Annotated in this window: 17 protein-coding genes and 1 tRNA gene; 7 read left to right on the top strand and 11 right to left on the bottom strand. The window is 46.1% G+C overall.

The genetic code is table 11. The annotated features are described in order from the left end of the window. Positions 1–186: 186 nt before the first annotated feature. A complete protein-coding gene (locus AB1K83_RS09970; RefSeq protein WP_413058042.1) occupies positions 187–750 on the bottom strand; it encodes an NADPH-dependent FMN reductase in 564 nt (187 codons plus the stop codon). Between the two features lie 73 nt (positions 751–823). Beyond that, positions 824–2,749: a cation:proton antiporter gene (locus AB1K83_RS09975; protein WP_413058043.1), complete on the bottom strand. Its 1,926-nt coding sequence runs from the start codon at positions 2,747–2,749 to the stop codon at positions 824–826. A gap of 336 nt (positions 2,750–3,085) precedes the next feature. On the opposite strand from AB1K83_RS09975, the gene AB1K83_RS09980 reads away from it, so the two are divergent. Next, a complete protein-coding gene (locus tag AB1K83_RS09980; protein ID WP_413058044.1) occupies positions 3,086–4,150 on the top strand; it encodes a CMP-N-acetylneuraminic acid synthetase in 1,065 nt (354 codons plus the stop codon). 25 nt (positions 4,151–4,175) lie between these two features. Further along, entirely contained in the window at positions 4,176–4,361 is a 186-nt protein-coding gene (locus AB1K83_RS09985) for an SE1832 family protein (protein ID WP_413058045.1), read from the top strand. Positions 4,362–4,469: 108 nt separating this feature from the next. On the opposite strand, the gene AB1K83_RS09990 is transcribed toward AB1K83_RS09985, so the two are convergent. From AB1K83_RS09990 to AB1K83_RS10000, 3 genes are all read right to left on the bottom strand, one after another. Next, complete coding sequence (locus tag AB1K83_RS09990; RefSeq protein WP_413058046.1) at positions 4,470–5,930, bottom strand: phospholipase D family protein; 1,461 nt, start codon at positions 5,928–5,930, stop codon at positions 4,470–4,472. A gap of 94 nt (positions 5,931–6,024) precedes the next feature. After that, positions 6,025–6,570, bottom strand: a complete 546-nt coding sequence (locus tag AB1K83_RS09995; RefSeq protein ID WP_413058047.1) for an RNA polymerase sigma factor — start codon at positions 6,568–6,570, stop codon at positions 6,025–6,027. A gap of 143 nt (positions 6,571–6,713) precedes the next feature. Beyond that, a complete protein-coding gene (locus AB1K83_RS10000) occupies positions 6,714–7,964 on the bottom strand; it encodes a hemolysin family protein (RefSeq protein WP_413058048.1) in 1,251 nt (416 codons plus the stop codon). Between the two features lie 174 nt (positions 7,965–8,138). Here AB1K83_RS10000 and AB1K83_RS10005 point away from each other — a divergent pair, with 174 nt between their 5' ends. Beyond that, positions 8,139–9,521, top strand: coding sequence for a dipeptidase (locus tag AB1K83_RS10005; protein ID WP_413058049.1), 1,383 nt, complete (start codon positions 8,139–8,141; stop codon positions 9,519–9,521). A gap of 306 nt (positions 9,522–9,827) precedes the next feature. On the opposite strand, the gene AB1K83_RS10010 is transcribed toward AB1K83_RS10005, so the two are convergent. Further along, positions 9,828–10,415 (bottom strand): nitroreductase, encoded by a 588-nt coding sequence (locus tag AB1K83_RS10010; RefSeq protein WP_413058050.1) that lies wholly within the window; start codon positions 10,413–10,415, stop codon positions 9,828–9,830. A 166-nt stretch (positions 10,416–10,581) separates the two neighbouring features. Between AB1K83_RS10010 and AB1K83_RS10015 the strand changes: the two genes are divergently transcribed. Next, the gene (locus AB1K83_RS10015; protein ID WP_413058051.1) at positions 10,582–11,427 is read left to right on the top strand and encodes a DegV family protein; all 846 of its coding nucleotides are present in this window, start codon (positions 10,582–10,584) and stop codon (positions 11,425–11,427) included. Positions 11,428–11,602: 175 nt separating this feature from the next. Here the strand turns inward: AB1K83_RS10015 and AB1K83_RS10020 are convergent, their stop codons facing one another. Next, on the bottom strand, positions 11,603–12,088 hold the full coding sequence (locus AB1K83_RS10020; RefSeq protein WP_413058052.1) for an amidase domain-containing protein: 486 nt from the start codon (positions 12,086–12,088) through the stop codon (positions 11,603–11,605). A 204-nt stretch (positions 12,089–12,292) separates the two neighbouring features. Between AB1K83_RS10020 and AB1K83_RS10025 the strand changes: the two genes are divergently transcribed. Both AB1K83_RS10025 and AB1K83_RS10030 read left to right on the top strand, forming a co-directional pair. Then, positions 12,293–13,150, top strand: coding sequence for a manganese catalase family protein (locus AB1K83_RS10025; RefSeq protein WP_413058053.1), 858 nt, complete (start codon positions 12,293–12,295; stop codon positions 13,148–13,150). A gap of 278 nt (positions 13,151–13,428) precedes the next feature. Beyond that, positions 13,429–14,484, top strand: a complete 1,056-nt coding sequence (locus AB1K83_RS10030) for an acyltransferase family protein (RefSeq protein WP_413058054.1) — start codon at positions 13,429–13,431, stop codon at positions 14,482–14,484. A gap of 52 nt (positions 14,485–14,536) precedes the next feature. On the opposite strand, the gene AB1K83_RS10035 is transcribed toward AB1K83_RS10030, so the two are convergent. From AB1K83_RS10035 to AB1K83_RS10050, 4 genes are all read right to left on the bottom strand, one after another. Further along, complete coding sequence (locus tag AB1K83_RS10035) at positions 14,537–15,172, bottom strand: GDSL-type esterase/lipase family protein (protein ID WP_413058055.1); 636 nt, start codon at positions 15,170–15,172, stop codon at positions 14,537–14,539. Positions 15,173–15,468: 296 nt separating this feature from the next. Further along, positions 15,469–16,848 (bottom strand): M28 family peptidase, encoded by a 1,380-nt coding sequence (locus AB1K83_RS10040; RefSeq protein WP_413058056.1) that lies wholly within the window; start codon positions 16,846–16,848, stop codon positions 15,469–15,471. 391 nt (positions 16,849–17,239) lie between these two features. Then, positions 17,240–17,680, bottom strand: a complete 441-nt coding sequence (locus AB1K83_RS10045; protein WP_413058057.1) for a cell wall hydrolase — start codon at positions 17,678–17,680, stop codon at positions 17,240–17,242. Positions 17,681–17,848: 168 nt separating this feature from the next. Then, positions 17,849–17,921, bottom strand: a tRNA-Ala gene (locus tag AB1K83_RS10050). A gap of 66 nt (positions 17,922–17,987) precedes the next feature. Between AB1K83_RS10050 and AB1K83_RS10055 the strand changes: the two genes are divergently transcribed. Further along, entirely contained in the window at positions 17,988–19,007 is a 1,020-nt protein-coding gene (locus AB1K83_RS10055; protein ID WP_413058058.1) for a DUF2804 domain-containing protein, read from the top strand. Positions 19,008–19,082: the final 75 nt, after the last annotated feature.

The following is a 19,082-nucleotide window of genomic DNA, read 5'->3' on the forward strand; positions in this document are numbered from 1 at the left end:
TTTATTTCGATCATACAACCGGCCAATTTTTAATTTTGCAGCCAAAAGCAGCTCCAAATGTTTATTTTGAAGTTCCTTGAATGGCGTTCACAAAAATCGTGTCTAAATTGTGTCGGTGCCTGGCACCATTAAAGACACCATTAAAGAGTAAAACCCGCATGGCACAAATAGCCAGGCGGGTTTCCCTTATTGGTCATCCAATGCTTTTTTCGGGAGCACTTTGCTCATTTCCGCATATTGGACAAACACTCTTGCCAGTTCGCGTAACCGGTTGTGAACGTCCTCATCGATGATTTTATTGGATTCATCGAAATGACTGGTATGAGTATAGACGTAATTCGGTGTGACTAGGCAACGGAAGTAATCCAAAATCGGCTTCAGCTGATTTTCGACGACCAGATAGTGCTGATACGTGCCGCCATTCGCCACGATGGATACCGGTTTGTAACGCATCGCATGCGGATGGAGCAGATCAAACGCGTTTTTCAACACACCCGGAATCGAACCCTGGAAAATGGGCGTCGCTAAAATATAGCCATCCGCCTCTTCAAGCTTCTTCACCAGTTTCTGCATGTCTTCATTATATGCATTCGCAGGGCGTCCATCGACGAATTGATGGTCGTAATCTGCCAGTTTGAGCAATTCCAAGTCATAGCCACAGCCGGTCTTTTCGATATATTGCCGGACGGTTTCCAGCACCACACCTGTTTTGCTGCCGATAATGGTCCCGTCCACAAACAAAACTTTCAAATCAAACCCTCCTCTTTCCTAATCCTTCCCTATCGTAACAGAAAATCCGGTTACCGACTCGGAATGGAGCTCCCTACCGGGTGGAGAGTGGCGCATCCCCCGGGATGTTCGGTTTTCCTGGCTTTTTCTCTTCCGTAAAGAATTCCTCGATCTCCTCCACCGGAACCGTACTTTTCCCGTTTTCCTCTTCCAGCCGGCCTTTGATACGCTCGATTGACTTGGATGGAGATGTCAAAGCGATAACCGCGTCCCCTGCAAATGCCTGCAATTCAATATCTGGCGAATAAAACCCGATCGATCCGTCCGCCCGATGGATATATAAAAGGATCGAAGTATCATCCCGCTCTCGTAAATATTGTGTGTAACTATACTGCTTTGTAATCAACGTCTTGCGGATGACATGCCCCGAGTCCATCCGTTCCTCCAAGTCATAAATGGAAATGGCCGGCGTGAAGAGTGTCTGCCCACCCGTGATATGAAACGATTCCACGTCTTTTCCCACATGGAATGCCGTCTGGAATAAATGCTCCCGTCCCAAATCCGGTGCAAAATCTGTACAAATATGCGCATTATACGTATCCACTTTCGTCATCGCCAGCATATACCGATATGGGGTCAAGTCCAAATGGTATTCAATCTGCTCCGATAAAATATCCCCGACATGGCTGGCAAGCCCCCGCTTCCGCGCATGAGACAGACCCGCCCATGATTGATCGACTAGCATGACAGCATTCCCCGTTTCCTTGATGGAAACCGCCAATTCGGTCGCGAATCGGGTCCCACTCACCAAAAGAACTCCGGATTCATCCGTTGTAGTCAAGTTTAATCGCTTCGCTAAGAAGCCAATCGAAAAACCGTGAAGTACGACCGTAGAGAACACGAGCGCAAACGTCAGGGCCGTCAGCAATTCTGCATCCTGGTAGCCGCTCTCCAATAAAATAGTGGCAAAATAACCAGACACCGTCAAAGCGACAATTCCCCTAGGCGCAATCCAACCGATTAAATGCTTTTCCCGATTATTCAAATCGGTACCGATAGTGGAAATCCAGATCGACAACGGCCGGACGATGAAAAGCATCGCGAGTACATATAGTATAATATTCGGATTGAAGATTTCGATGAGCACACGAGGATCCAAGGATGCCGTCAACATAACGAAAATTCCCGATATCAGCAAAACGGAAATGTTCTCCTTGAAGTGGCGCACATCATGAAGCGTCGTCAGCCGCATATTGGCCATCGTCATCCCCATCGCCGTCACCGTCAGCAATCCGGTACCGTGCATGATTTCATCCGACAAGACAAACGTGAAAATGACGACAACGAACAGGATCGGCGCTTTTAAAAACTCCGGGATACTGCCTCGTTCGAAGGCATTGCCGATGACACGGGCGCCCCCCCATCCAAGAAGCACGGCGAATAGAGAGGCGGCGAAAAACAGGAGCAGCGCCTTCAGCGTCACTTCGCTATTCAAGAACTTGATACATTCAAATGCAAATACGGCCAGAAGCGCCCCGAACGGATCCACCACGATCCCTTCCCATTTCAAGATCGCTGCCGGACGCGGCTTTAACTTTGCCTGCCGCAATAAAGGCAAAATGACGGTCGGACCCGTCACGATGAAAAGCCCTCCGATAATAAAGGCGACTGCCCAAGAAAGCCCAGCCAAATAATGGGCGGCGAGCGAACCAGCAATCCACGCGATGAACGCCCCCACCGTCACAATCCGGGCGACCGGTTTACTGAACTCTCTAATTTCCCGAAAATCCAAATTCAAACTGCCCTCAAATAAAATAATCGCAACCGCAAATGAAATGATCGGCCCGAACAACGAGCCCATGCTCTCCTGCGGATCGATCAACCCCAAAATAGGCCCCACCAGCAAACCGGCAACCGACATGATGACAATGGCCGGCATCCGATATTTCCAAGCGATCCATTGCGATAACATCCCAAGCAAAATAATAAGCATCAGATCGAACAATATTGAATTAAACAATGGAATCCCCCCAAAATCAATTGCCTTTTTTGAATCTATCCAACCCTCTGTTCAAACGGGCAATTTGCGCTTGCCACTCCGCATTGGTGCGAAATATTTCGCCGAGTCAATTGAAATAATGACAGTTTACCATACTCCCCTTCCCGTTCACCAACAATTCAATGAAAGCCCGTCATGAAGCGGATTTGACAGTATGAGTTCGCCTTGCCATACATTTCAGCCAAGATAAATGACCCCGCCGTGACCGTCGGACAGAACTGACTTTCCGGTAAGGAGCATAGATGTCTATTTCTTCACATATCGTGAAGGGATGAGTACTTAAGATTCCATGAAAGGGTGATTCCAATAAGCGGACAAGAAAAGAAACGTATCGCCTTCTATATTGCGCGTTCGGAAGGGAAAGGATCGTATCCCGAACGCAGAGCCTCGATGCTTGCACATGAACTCCGACAAGAAACGGAAATCGTCTTCCTCTGCGGGAAAAATTCTCCCCCGGCACCGGACGGGTTTAGAAGCATATCTATTATTGGCCAAGCCGCTCTTCCAAAGACTTTAGCTGTATTGAAACCCGATCTCCTTATCCGCGATAGCGGATCGACGACCCAAGAGGATGTGGAAACGATTACGAAACTCGTTCCTTCCATCATCCATTTCGATGATTTCGGCGACGGTGGAAATTTGGCAGATCTCGTCTTTCAAACATTGTATATGGATTCCAATGAAGAGGTGCCGGATCACTTTGTCATCGGCACAACGAGTTTCTTTCCGGATGAAGAGGTCGAATCATTCAGAGAGATCGGACTGCGCCAGAAACCTGCAGGGCCACTACCTCATCTTGTCATTTCATTCGGAGACGAGGATGAAGGGAATTTGACGTACCGGGCTTTGCGCCATATGCTGCAACTTCAAATACCTCTCAAAATAACGATCCTTGTAGGAGAGCATTATGCACACGATATTAGCACACTACGGATTATGGCCTTGAGCCGGCGCAATACGAAGATCATCTCGCCTCCCTATAGTTTTGCAGAAGTTTGCTCAACAGCTGACGTCGTGCTCTGTTCATCCGGCTATATGCCATATGAAGTGGCGGTGATGGGGATTCCTTGCGTTGTCTTGGCACAAAATGACTTCGAGCTTGGTCTCGCCTTTCCGAAAGAGAAGCATGGCTTCATTCACCTCGGCCTCGGCCGTAAAGTGAAGCAATCCGGTTTGTTGAACGCGGTGATGGAGCCGCTCCTGCACGAGTCGCTCCGCCAAAAAGCGGTGGCCAAACAACTTTCGCTTGGGCTCGGAGACGGCAAGGACGCGGTCTGCGAAGCGATCCGCTACTATTTGGAGTATCCGAAACGGAAACTTGGCGGTTCGACCGGCAAGGAAACCTCTCGTATGCTACACTAATAGAAAAACGAGGGGGCCTACGCTTATGAATAAAAGCCAATTGGAATCCGCGATCGCTGAACTGAAAATGGACTATGTGAATCTCCAAGGTGATATCGAGAAACTCGAATCGACCGGACACAACCAGTCCGTTGAGAAAGCAGAAGCCCGTCTGGCGACCATGGAAGAAAAACTGGCCGAGTTAAACAAACAACTCTCCCGATTTTCTTGATTGCCATGAAGTGGAGTCGGCTTTCTCCAGTTCCATAAGAGGAGTCGAGTAAAATTTCTGATCAGCAATCAAATTGAAATGAGGCCATCCCTTTCGGACAGCCTCTTTTCAATAAGTCGTCAACTTTAACCAGCTTTGTATTGTATAAATGCCCCTTTGCAGAAAAGTGAATTCGCTTTGATATGTTTCAAAATCCACAGTGTACAAGGCATCTTCGTTCTCCCATAATCTTTGAAAATAGGCGTCTAGCTCTTTAGCCAATTCACTGTCATTCGGAGCGATCACCCGCAAATTCGCTTCCAAGTTATAATTGTCCAGCGTCCGTTCCGTCAGATTTGCGGACCCGTTTGTAATATACGTATCCTCAGCCGTTTGGATGACGACCAATTTCGTATGATATTGACCGATCACTGTATTGTACCAACGGATATTCATCTTTCCATCTGTGTCTTCCATCATTTCCTGTACGACCGGACGATTGGGTAAGCCTGACTTTTCATTTCCAAAAGAGTTTTCATTCGGATCCAAAATCATTTCCACTTTGACTCCACGATTTGCCGCGTCAACGAGTGCATTGACCAGGTGCCGTTCCGCAATGAAGAACATTCCCATCCGGATTGTATCCCCAGGTTGCGTTCTATGAATATCGCTTAACAAGGCATCGAAAATCTTTTTTTCGGTTACATATTGCACCGCATAATCTCCGTCTGCCGGCACCTCCATTTCGACCCGCGGCAACGTTCCTCCGTTCGTATAAGCGAGGACAGCCTCCTCTGCCTCTAAAATATCGTTCAGCACGCGCCCCTTCACTTTCAGCGCGACATTTCCATGGAAACCGCTCGCATTATGCGGGTTGCCGGAAGTCACTAAAGCCGCCTTGTCCGTGACGAGAGTTTTCCGATGATTCGCTTTGACATTCAGCAATTTCATATAGGAAGCCAGCGTCATATTCGGCGCCTCGCTTGCCATGGCATTCGGGATCCAACCCTTCTTTTCAAAATCCCCCCAACGGAAAAGGGTTCTGTACAGCCCCGAATAGATGGGGGTAGAATCGCGTAGCGGATCCAGATCTGTATAAATGACCTCGATTCCTGCTTCCTCCATCTGATTGAACCATTTCGATTCATACGATCCATAGCCCGTATTGACCGGATCGGTAATGAACACGATACGGACTTCCGGCTGTTCCTTCTTTTTATTGACGAGATGACTTGTCAGCGTTTCGGCTAGTTTTGGAAAGTCCACATCCTCGTCGTAATAATGATCGAGAAGGAAAAAGTCCAGGACGATAAATTCCTCCGCCTCATCCACCATGTCATAGACTTCCTCAAAGATGGACAATTCGTGCACCATCCCATCGCCGGCTTCATTCTGGGCGTACGTCAAGTCCGTAAACATTTCTACATCATCTGTAAAATGCATCTCCCCTGCATACGAAATCCCATTCGGCAAAGGTTTATATGTATGCCATATGATAACTCCGGCATAGAGCAGCCCATAAAGTAACAGCAGGCCAATCATGATCGGCTTTGCGACATTTTTACGATTTATCTGCTTGTTCCTCGTCATACTATCCATCCCCGTTCTCTTACAACTTGTCATTCATAGATTCCCTGAGTCGGAGAGTGGCAAACAAAAAAACACAGCCGCAAATGGGCTGTGCTTACGCGATGACATAGTCACGCACGGTATTGTCTTCCATGAGGATTTCTTTCAAATATTTTTTGGCCCGGAACAGCCTGGATTTCACCGTTCCGATGGACACTTTCATCTCTTCTGCAATTTCCATCAATGAATATTGGTATACATAGAAGTATTCTATCGTTTTTTTATAAATATGGTCCAACTCACCAATTTTCTCTTGCACCCGGACTTGAATATCATTTCGCTCAAGCCATTCGGAAGGTGTCGGTCCATCGCTTTCCACTAAGTCGAGCAATGGCACATCAAGTGACTCGGGTTGATGCATCACATGCTTGCTTCTTCTGACATCTTTCCGATAGCGATCGCGGAAGGTGTTCATGCAGATCGTCGTCAGCCATGCTTTCATATGATCGACATCAGCCATTCGCCCACTGTAGCGGACGACCTTCACCCAGACATCCTGCATCAGATCTTCCGCTTCCTCTTTGTTCCGTGTCAATTTCAAACATAGGTGGTATATGTAACGTCCGTATTCTTCATATAAGTCGTTTAGGTTTTGGTTCATATCGTAGCGCCCCCGTATTCTTACTGTTAATATCATTATCGACAATACGGAGATTACAAACCATCGGATTCTCTTTCAGTTGGCTTACAAACTTGTAAGCATATTGAAGAATACGTGAACAAATCAACCGGTCAACCCGTTGTTCATGTGGCCGGCGTCTCACTTTCCTCTTCCTTGATTGTAATTTTCATTCGTAAAATCCGGCTCCGGTCCATCTCTTCTATTTCAAAGCGAAGGTTTTCATATGTGAAACGTTCTCCCGGCTCCGGAAGATGGCCCAGCTCTTGCAGGACAAACCCACCTAAGGTTTCATTATCAGTCGGCAGTTCAATATCCATCAGTTCCATTGCATCGACAATTTCCAGCCGTCCGTGGCAGACTAGCATATTGTCTGTTTTCTCATAAACGAGCTCTTCTTCTTCTTGGTCGGTTTCGTCTTCGATATCTTGTCCGATCATTTCCTCGATAATATCCTCTTGCGTCACAATTCCAAGCGTCCCGCCATACTCGTCCAACACGATGGCCATATGCTTTTTCTTGGAAAGCATCAGCTTAAAGACACGCTCCACGCTGGAAGATTGGACGACATAGAGTGGATCGCGGTCAATCAGGTCCCCCAACTTCCGATCCGGTTCCAACGACCAACTGATGATCATCTTGGAATAAAAGACCCCTACAATCGCATCCATGCTCTCCTCGTAAACAGGATAGCGTGTATACGAATGTTCCAATATAGTGTCCCGCACTACCTCGTAAGTAGAGTCGATCGACAACCCGACGATATCCGTCCGATGCGTCTCCAATACGTCCGACACATCCTTTTCGGGAAAGTCGAGCACCCCTTTTAAGCGTAGGGATTCATCCTGCTCAAATGTTCCTTCAATTGATGCGATGTCCACTAACGAGCGAAGATCTTCTTTCGTCAACGTCGCTTCCGTTACGGTTCCCTTTGAGATAATCCGGATGAAAATATTGGTGAACAAAGCGAGCAAAGCAGTGAGCGGGGTCAAAAGTTTGACGAGGAGGGAAATGCTTGGCGCGACCACATACGCAACACGGTCCGCAAAGGTTGCGGCAATCGTCTTGGGTAAAACTTCACCGAAGACAATCAAAATAACAGTCAGCACCCCTGTCCAAATCCCGACGTTGGCCCCTTTATCGATTGCAATCATTGTGACGATGGTCGGCATCATAATGTTCGCGATATTATTGCCAATTAAAATTGCGGTAATCATGCGATCCGGTTTTGAAATGAGCCGTTGCAGACGGATGGCCTGCTTCTCCCCCTGATCAGCCCGGAACTGGACTTTCATCCGGTTCGCGGCGGTTAGCGCTGTTTCACTACCCGACAGGAAAAACGACATGAATAAAAAGAATCCAAGCGCGATAAACAAAGGCAGTCCCTCCAGGAATTAATTCGAATTGAAGTCGTACAATTTAGTAACTTTCGAATATCATACCATACTAGTTCCGTCCAAGTCTGTACTCTCCACTTACCTTCTTTCCTTCTGCTATACTGTTCCCAAACATGAAAAAATATGAAACGAGGGATTTAGGTGGAGTATATTATGTTAGACGAGTATTTTAAGGACAACCGTGATGCGCATCTTGATCAATTGAAGGAATTCCTTCGTATACCTAGTATCAGCGCGCTTTCGGAACATAAAGCGGATATGCGCAAGGCGGCAGAGTGGCTAGTGGATTCATTCAAACAGGCGGGGCTTGAAAATTTGTCCATCGACGAAACGGAAGGGCATCCCGTCGTCTATGGCGATTGGCTGCATGCGGAAGGAAAACCGACCATCCTGGTGTACGGACATTATGACGTGCAACCCGTCGATCCGTTGAATTTGTGGGACAGCCAGCCATTCGAGCCAGAAGTCCGGGACAATAAAATCTATGCACGGGGCGCCAGCGATGATAAGGGGCAAGTATTCATGCATGTGAAGGCCGTCGAGGCGTTGATGCAGAAGAACGGTACATTGCCGGTCAATGTCAAGTTCATTATCGAAGGGGAAGAAGAAATAGGCAGTCCCAATCTTGAAGCTTATATCGAGGCGAACAAGGAAAAATTGGCTGCTGACGTCATCGTCATTTCGGACACCGGCATGGTGGGACCTGGACAACCAGCCGTTTGCTATGGACTGCGCGGATTGGCCGGTGTGCAGATTGATATTCGAGGCGCTAAGGGAGATCTACATTCCGGGCTGTATGGAGGGGGTATTCAAAACCCGATTCATGCACTTGCTGAAATCATCGCCTCGTTCCATGACCAGGAAGGCACGATCACGGTGGATGGATTTTATGACAACGTCCGACCGCTGACAGATGAGGAGCGGGCTGCGTACGAGGCATTGGATTTTGATGAAGAGGCGTTGAAGGACGAAATCGGTGTGGCCGAGTTGTTCGGGGAAAAAGGATTCAGCCATCTGGAAAGAACATGGGCACGTCCGACACTCGAAGCGAACGGCATCTTCGGAGGTTTTTCAGGAGAAGGTATCAAAACCGTCCTGCCTGCGGAAGCTGGAGCTAAAATAACTTGCCGCCTCGTCCCTGACCAAGACCCGGACGAAATTGTGGGCAAGCTGAAAGCCCATATTGAAAAACATAAACCGGCTGGCGTCACGGTGACGGTCAGTGAATTTGACAAAGGAAAACCATTTATCACGCCATTCGATCACCCTGCCATCCAAGCGGCAGGCCGATCTTATGAAAAGGTATACCACGTTCCAACCGCCTACACGCGTGGCGGTGGCTCAATTCCGATCGTTGCGGCATTTGATGAAATATTACAAGTCCCCGTCGTCCTCATGGGATTCGGTTTGGACACGGAAAACTTCCACGCTCCGAACGAACATTTCCACTTGGAGAACTTCGACAAAGGACTGCGCGTCATCGGGGATTATTATTATGAAATTGCTGGATTGACGAGCGAGGAATTGAAGAAATAAGCAAGGTTGGAAGAGGTTATTAACGCTTGTGGGGAGTTAACAGCGGTTCGCGGAAGTTATCAGCGATCCACGGAAGTTATCAGCGATCCACGGGAGTTATGAGCGACCCTCGGAAGTTATCAGCGATCCACGGAAGTTATCAGCGCTCCACTGGAGTTATGAGCGGCCCTCGGAAGTTATCAGCGATCCCCGGGAGTTATGAGCGGTCCACAGTATGTATGAGCGCGGACGGAAGAATATGAGCGAACGGGGAAAATAATTAGCGATGCAATAAGCCCGACCTGAATTTACAGGTCGGGCTTCATTTCATTCTTCTTCGCTATTGCTTCCATAGTAAGTAACAATTTCTTCAAGCGGTTTGCGCGGGCGGGCTTTCGGGATTTCATCATAATAGCCGAATTGTAGCATGCTAATGATCCGCTCCCCCGGCTGGACTCCCAGGTCTTCTCGGAATTTCGGATTATCCAGGAAAGCCGGTGTTTTCCAGCAAGTCCCGATTCCCTTGTCCCAGGCCAAAAGCTGAATGTTCTGGATGCAGGTACTAGCGGCCGCGAAATCTTCGAGACGTTCTTTTTGCCGTGCATCTTCTGGTACGATGACCATAGCTACGGCTCCGGCATTAGTGAATTTTTTCATCTGCTTTTCCAAATCCTCAGCGGATAACTCGTTCCATTTCGGAACGCCGTATTCACGCAGTACATCAAGAAATTCCGAATATTGTTTTCCGGCCGCCACGATAAAGCGCCATGGATTGCGGTTTCCGTGATTCGGCGCCCACACCGCATCCTCCAGAATCTCTTCAATATTCTCTTGATCCACCGGCTGTCCATTGAAGTTTTTAATCGAACGTCTTGTTCGGATGGCTTCTCTTACAGACAATGCTTGTTCATTCATTCCTGATTTCCCCTTTTCTCATACTCCCTATAGTATACCTTATTCTGTCCGGCCACACACCTTCTACAGACTTTTGCGTCCGTCTCGCAATCTTCCGAACACCCTGATTACTTTTCATGGTATAGTAAAATGGAAGCAAAATTGATAAAAAAGGATGATTTAATTTATGACGAAAAAACCGCTTGCCTGGATAGTGGACAGCACCGCCTATGTTCCCGAGCATCTTCGGCAGCATCCTGATTTCTTTTCGGTTCCGCTCACAATACATTTCGGTGAAAAGCAATATATCGACGGCATTGACTTAACACCTGAACAACTTTATGCGAAAATCAAGGACGCTGAGGAATTTCCAAAAACATCGCAACCGTCCGCCGGGGAATTCGCGGAGCGTTACCGAAAGATTGCAGAAGACTATGAACAAGCGATTGCGGTGCATGTGTCCAGCAAACTAAGCGGTACGCTTGCCTCTTCCACGGCCGGAGCCGAACTGTCAGGATTTCCGATTACGTTCATTGATTCCCTATCCCTGTCCTATGGCATTACAGGTTTGATTGAAAAAGGAATGGATATGTACGAAAATGGCGCCACCGTTCCGGAAATCAAAAACCAACTCGATAAAATGGCGAGCACCCTTCAGAACTTCATCCTGATCGGCCAGCTGGACCAACTGTACAAAGGCGGCCGGATGAGCGGCGTCCAGTTTTTTCTCGGTAGTTTACTGAAAGTGAAACCGATTGTCCAAATTTCCAGTGAGGGTGAGCTGGTAGCGATTGACAAGGTACGTTCCGAGAAAAAAGCCCTGCAATATTTAGTGGACCAAGTAATCGAGAGCCATACTCCTCATCGGAATAAAATCTATCTCATGCAAGGAAATGTAATGGAGCAAGCCATCCATTTGAAACAATTGATTTCCGAACAAGTTCCGGGACTCGAAGTGGAAATCGGCGATATCAGTTCGACGCTTGCAGTCCATGCGGGGGAAGGTACTTTGGCTATTCTTTGGTATGATTAAAAGAACAATAGCACGGGGCGCCTTCTTAGTTGAAGTTCACAGTCTTAGTGCGCGGTATTGTAAAAGTGCCTTAATTTCTGCAAAGAGCGCAGAAATACGGCAAATCGAACCCTTCGTGGATCTGTGGATTAAATGAAAGCAGCTGTTCAACACGGTTCGTTGAACAGCTGTTTTTTCATGAAAATTGGTCATTGATTTTAAAAAAGATGTATTTTGCATTCGGTGAGTACGCATAAGAGTCCTTATATGCCCAGTGCCTTTGACGGACGTCATAGGTGTGCGCGTTGACGAGTGGGACTGCCCCGTCTTTTGCCGTGACGATGGTAGAATGGTCGAACCGTCCGTCCCCTTGAAAGTCATAGGCAATGACATCCCCCAAGTCGAGCTGCTCTGCGGAGGACACTTGCCTGGCCGTCAACCCTTTTTTTGAACTGCCCAAATACCAGCGCAACGAATGGGCTACCGACCAACTGAAGCTCCACGTCCCCCCTTGGATCCACCAACCCCGTTCGCGGTTCGGATAGCCGTGCATCGGTGCTCCGCCCGCACGCAAACATTGGGATATATAGTTCGTGCAGTCTACATCAAATGACGGGTACGCTGGGTTACGGCCATTCCACCAACGGTTTGCATAGTCTACCGCGGCTTGTCGATTATACAAATCACATCACCCCCTCCCCCATCGTATGAAGGAAAAAGAATAGGCATTCCGCCCATCTTCTCTTTTCCAACGGTTCCATCCCGATTCGACTCGGGCGATTTGGGATCTGTTTTTATCGTTTAAGGCCTTTGTTAGATAAATGGATAATTTTTAATAGGCTGGGCATTCTAATCCTTAGAGAAAAATTGAAAGGATTGGATGTATTTGTATTATTACAAGGAAGAGCTTATTAATATCATCACTCCTGATAAACCAGACCCCGAAGCCGCTAGAGTCTTACAAGAAATTTTAGGCGGTCATTATGGCGAAATGAGAACGATGATGCAGTTCTTTTTCCAAAGTTCCAACTTTAGAGGGAAGGATACACAGTTTCGAGATTTGCTTCGTGGCATTTTCTTGGAAGAAATTGCGCATGTCGAGCTAGTTCAAAATACAATAAATCAGCTATTAAATGACTCTGGGCATTCCGCAGCTCCAGGAAACGCCGGTGTCGATCATGCTCCACTTAACGACGCCACTAGACATGCAAATCCACATCATTATATTATTGGCGCTCAGTCTTCTCTGCCTGTCGACGCTGGAGGCAATCCTTGGAATGGTTCTTGGGTGTATGCTCATGGAAACCTCATCGCAGATTTACTCGACAATTTGGTACTTGAATCAACGGGAGTCCTCCAAAAAACCCGCATTTACGAAATGAGTTCAAATAAAACATTCCGTGAAACACTCGCTTTTCTTATCGTTCGTGATAACGCGCATCAGAATGCTTTTGCTAAAGCGTTGGAGACGTTAGGTGTGAATTGGGGTAAAATACTCCCCATTCCTAATTATGATATTAACAAGTATCCGGAATGCCGAAAATATGTCGATATGGGGTTCGATAATGCACTATTCAACTTCAGGTTAGACCCTACCCGCATAGCTGAGATTTTTCAAGGTCAATCTCCGAGCAGGAGTGAAGGCACTCTTCAAGTAGTTGATCCGCCTAATGGTTTTCCGGTACCGTTGATGCCTGAGATGCCTAACGAACATAGTCCTGGAATTCAAGATTTGAACCGCTGATTATTCTGTCCCCGATAAGATCACTGGGGACTTTTTTGTATTTGATCACCTTTTTATGTAACCAACCTATACGTTGTCACCTCCCGTAAAAGCATTGCTCACTTTCCACAAAACGTTTTCCTCTTCCATGGAACTTCTAGTTTCCCCTTCCCTCCTGGCAACACCTACAAAATTTCCCATTAATCTTACAATCTGTTATCAATTGTGTTACATCTCACTAAACCGCGGAATTTAGGGTATACAATAGCAGCTAATTCTTTTTCTCGAGGTGCTTGTTTATGAGTAAGAAACGTTTAACATGGGTGGATGTAACGAAAGGATTCTTAATGATCCTTGTCGTGATCGGCCATTATCCAGGGGAACTTGATTTTCCGCTTGCAAAGTATATTTATTGGTTTCATATGCCTGCTTTTTTCATTTTGAGTGGGTTGTTTTTTAAGCCGGCTATGGAAAAAGGGCTAATGAAAGCGGCTATCCATAAACGCTTTATGCAATTGATCGTCCCGTACTTGTTTTTTCTAGTCAGTATTACACTGATCCGTTACGGTATGGAAATCGGTTCGGGGAATTGGGATGTATCGTGGTATTTGAATGATTTGTGGACGCTTGTTATAGGCGGGCGTTTTGTGCGTGGTGCTTATGGTGTGTTCTGGTTTGTTACAACATTATTTTTTACCCATCTGTTTTTCTTATGGCTTACCAAAACATTCAACCGGACGAAACAATTTGTTCTGTTAGCGATTTTTTATACGCTTGCCCACTTCGAAAGCATTGTGGCAATGCATGTCATTGGCGGGAAACCCTCTGAAGCCGCGCAATCGATACCGATGCTTTGGAATATTGATGTGGCGCTGATGGCAATAGTGTATTTCGCAATCGGCTATTATTTAAAAGATATATGGATGCAGGTGACGAAACGATGGATGATAGCCGGTATCGTTGTCAGTGTGACGGCCGTTGTACTCGATAGCGTCGGTATGATCGATTATCGGTTAAGCATGAAATTTTTGCGCTACGACCATTTTATTTTGGATTTGGCCATTCCCCTTTCATTCACAATTGTATTGGTCGGTGTTTTCCAAAGAATCACCGCGAGGATGTCGCTCGGCTGGCTCCGGAAAGTCGAACAGCACTCCCTCTCCATCATGTACCTGCATATTTTTGCGGACATTGTTCTGAACGACTATTTCACTTATGGCCTCATGGGATTCACGGCAATCGGCTTGTTCATTCCAATCATCGTTTCGATTCTGATCAACAAGTTGCTGCCGAACGGGAAACTGTTGCTTGGCGGATTTACACCGAAGAAAAAATCGACTCCGATCCCAACTTAATAGAACGGACGAAAAACACCAGCCATTACAAACTCGGCTGGTGTTTTCCTGTTTACTTGAGTTGACTGAGTGTGTCTATCCACAATTTATACCCATCACCATTTAAATGAAGTCCATCAATTGTGTATCGCTTATCCAACTGTCCATTTTGATTCTGAAAATGGGCATGTAAATCGATATATTCCAATCCATTTTCCTCAGCAATTCTTTGTAAAATATCATTGAATTCCTTTACTTTTTTATTAGATACTTCATTCCCGAATAACCCATTGTTCACCGGCAAGATGGATTGAATAAAAAGCTTCGTACCCTTCCCATCGAACGCGTTTATGATGGCCATGATATTCTCCTCGAACTCCTGAATATCCGTTGCGTAACGGATATCATTTACACCAACCATCAAATACGCTTCAACAGAATTACGGCTCACCACTTCTTCTATTCGTTCCAATACCCCTTTGGCAACATCATTCCGTATTCCCCGATTCAACACAACCTCGTCCGGAAAGTATTCCTGGAATTCTCCGTAATCGGTGATGCTATCTCCGATAAACACCTTATCCGGCTGTTGAACAACAGAATTCTCGAAGACACTCTTTTTTGTGAAATAGTAATCGGCATCCCTTTTTGCGGAAGGAACTGCTTGCATCCGAGTTTTAACGAAATCAATCCCTCCAATTTTATTCACGATATAACTTCCCGATCCGATTAAAAGGATATTTAAAAGTAAAGATATCCCCAATATAATTGTAACCTTTTTCAATATGTACACTCCCTACTCAAAGGCGTCAGCCCGTCATCACTGCTATACCCGAAATAGTAGGGTATGTAACTGGATTGTTCCACCTTTTGAAATGTTGATATCAACAAAAAAGGAAACACAATTCAGATGCGAATTGTGTTTCCCATTGGGTTAATACTTAATGTTTACGCCTCAATAACCAACCTGTCAGACTATTCCTTCCCGCTTTTCGTTTCGCCTATTTATTGCAGGCCGCCAGCCATCTTTTCGTAATCGACTGGTTTTGGCGAGACTTTGGATTTCTCCAAGGCAGGAGTGTCTGGACGGGCGATTTGATAGACGGCTGCCCCGACAATTTCGGCTGTTTCCTGCAGCTTCTCTTTACTAATTTTATCTAATGAATCTTCCGGCGTGTGGTACCAAGGCTCAAGTGGATTGTGGATAAATAAAGCGGCTGGAATGCCTGCATAATGGAACGGTACATGATCACTGCGTCCTTCTTGTCCATACGTTAACGCCGTTCCCGTTCGGACACCGGCTGCTGCCGACAGGTCAGTAACAGTATTTTTCTCCCCATCAACCGTAAACATGACGAGCTCTCCGGCATCCCGGCTACCGACCATATCCATCTGGAACATGCCGACAATACGGTCGCGTTCATCTTGGGATAAACTATCCACATACGCATAAGATCCGAGAAGCCCCAATTCCTCCGCTCCGAATGTAACGAATCGGATTTCCGTATCAGTCGGCATGTTGGCAAGGACACGTGCAAGCTCCAGGGATGTTGCTACTCCGGAAGCATCATCATTGGCACCAGGCGACCCCGGAACTGAATCATGGTGTGCCCCCACAACGACAATCTGGTCTGTGGCTTTATTTTTCTGTGTTGGTTCTTTTACAGCTATTACATTATGTGATGTTTGTTGCGAAATTCCGCCACCTGTAATGTTGACAGTTGCGGAAATTGCTTGTCCTTCCGCTAAAGTAGATACCAGCTTCTCTCCCTCTTCTTGCGTAATGGAAACAGCCGGCACAAAGTCATCATTCGGGGCACCTAACGTACCTGCTAATGATCCCGGTACATTGTTGTAAATGATTACCGCAGTCGCTCCTGCTTGTGCGGCATTCAGCACTTTATCAGCGAAGGAAATGTCTCCTCGTTTGACGAGTGCGATCTTGCCAGAGACATCAACATCTGCCAAGTCTGCCTCTGTCGCTAATCCGGCATACACCAATTCACCTGTCGCCTCGCCGTTTGGAGTATACGTCAAGCTGCTGGATGCAAGGGGCTTGTCCCCGATTCGAACGGAAATGGTCGGCTCTTGGTAACTTTCGAAGGTAAACGGCTGAATTTCAGTTTGATAGCCGTATGAAGAAAATTTCGATTCAATGTATTGAACCGCTTCCCACTCGGCTTCCGTCCCCGCAATCCGCGGTTCGCTGGAAAGATGTGCAATATCATCGTAGATGTTATCCGAGTTGATTTTCTTAATGATCTTATTATCCAGGGCTTGCTGTGCTTGAGATGGCAGAGTCGGTGCTTCTTTTGCATAGGCCGCCGGAACTCCCATCGTTAAACTTGCTGCCATTAGTAAAGCAATAAACGGTTTTCTTCTCATACGTTAATCAAGCCTCCCGAAAAGTAGGTTACATGATTAAGTATAATTGAAGTACTATTTTGATAAAGTTCATATAGAACCAATTTTCAGAATAGTATTTTCGATAGTGATAATTCATAAAAAGAAGAAACTAACATATCAAAAGATCCGTTCACTACCACATTTAACTATAAAAAATCTATGTGTAAAGACTTTCATGAAAGTAGACTTTCAACCCATTAATTGAGCAAGACGATATTACATTAGACTCAGCAATTAAAAATTATCATCTATCGCAATCCGGGCATACTGCATTTTTTTAATTGCTAGATATATAGATAAAATAGGAGCCACTGAAGTGACTCCATTGTTGTTTTGCATCCATTATGCTCTCGCTTAAGCCCCTAGAAAACTAACCACTATAAACACTTGCACATGTTCCTGCGGCCGGTTCATAAAAACAGTGACTTTTAAATTGACCAGTAAAAGGTTGATTGTACCAGGTTGGAGGACAGGGAGCATATGGGTTAAAATACCAAAGGGCGTATCGCGCGGGATGTTGTCTCCAATTTTCCAAGGTCTGTCTGGCTAATCTTTTTTCAGAAGATCTCGCTCTTTGATAAAATAAATTCCCTTTTTGAACAGCTTCAAATGAATAATTTCCTCCTTGAATCTGAAAAATGACATCTTCAATTGTTCTTACATCCCTAAAGTCCAAACAATCTGCGACAGCCCGATTCACAATTACATTGCCCACATATAACATCCCTTGGTTGCCTTCACCCTCGGCTTCTGCTCTCATCATCCTTGCCATTAAACTAACGTCTGCATCTCGGTATTTAACTCTCGGCATTTTTCCACCCCAAACATATAGTATGATAGAAAAACTATATGTATGTCATGGTTTATATAATAAGAAAAAACACTTCCCTCATTCTGTAAATTAACAGATGTGGAAGTGTTTGTAGGTTCACTCAATGGTTGAGTGGTTTTCAAAATAAAACATTGGTAATTCTAAGTATGGAGCATAGGGGGCTCGAACCCCTGACCTCTTGCATGCCATGCAAGCACTCTCCCAGCTGAGCTAATGCCCCGTAAGTTTGGTACAATAAGATTATAACATAAGATATTAAAAAGACAATAGGTAGGGGGTTGGCTAGATGCAGCATATAGAGAGGGAAATTATGGGACCTGTCCCGCTCTGTGATGGCAAGGGACAATTGAATCCGGAAGCGATTGGGTTTGCCAGGCGTCCATTCATCCAGAGTAATTTAAAAGGCCATTTCATGCGGAAAAAGAAGTGGAATTATTGGTGTGTCTATGGGGAGGACCTTTTATTTTCCGCGACGATTAGCCACCTCGACTACGCAGCTGTCTGTTTTGTTTATATATTGGATTATGAGACGCAGCGGTTTTATGAGAAGGTGGTCACTATTCCGGTCGGACGAAAGGTGAAGATGCCTGAAGAAGTACTGGACAGTGTCAAGGTGTCAACGGATAGCTTCTCGATTCAGTTCATCCATATTCAAGGCGAGACCCATCTATCGGTCACCATCCCCGATTTTGATAATGAAGTGCTTCATGCGGATCTTCATATCACCCATCCGCCGGAAGACGATTCGTTAAATGTTGTCATTCCGAAGAGCCGGGACGTCTTCCAATTTACCGCCAAACATCATATCCTTCCAACCGGCGGTTTCGTGAAAATCGGGGACAAGCGGTATGATTTCAATCCGGATTACAGCTTTGCTGTCCTTGATTACGGACGCGGTATTTGGCCCCGTGAGGCGGAGTGGAATTGGGCGATGGCCTCCCAACGATCAGGTGGACGCCGGATTGGACTGAATTTTGGAGGAAAATGGACGGACGGTACAGGTCTGACGGAAAATGCCGTTTTCGTGGACGGGATCATGACGAAAATCCATGAAGATGTCATCTTCACATATGACGCGGACAATTTCATGTTACCTTGGCAAATTAAAACAAAATTCACAGATCGCGTTCAACTCACCTTTACTCCTTTTTTCGAACGAGTGGCCCAGACCAACATCCGCATTATCCGGACGGATGTCCATCAGCTCGTCGGCTATTTTAACGGCCGGATCAAACTTTATGATGACTCCATCTTGTATGTCCGACAAATGCTCGGTTGTACGGAAGAACATAAAGCTAAATGGTAACACTGTTATTATAGATTCCTTTTTCAGCACCGGCTCTTGGAAGCCGGTGTTTTCATTTCCACCATCTCTGTTTAA

Origin of the sequence: Sporosarcina sp. 179-K 3D1 HS (assembly GCF_047228905.1) — a bacterium.
Classification (GTDB): domain Bacteria; phylum Bacillota; class Bacilli; order Bacillales_A; family Planococcaceae; genus Sporosarcina.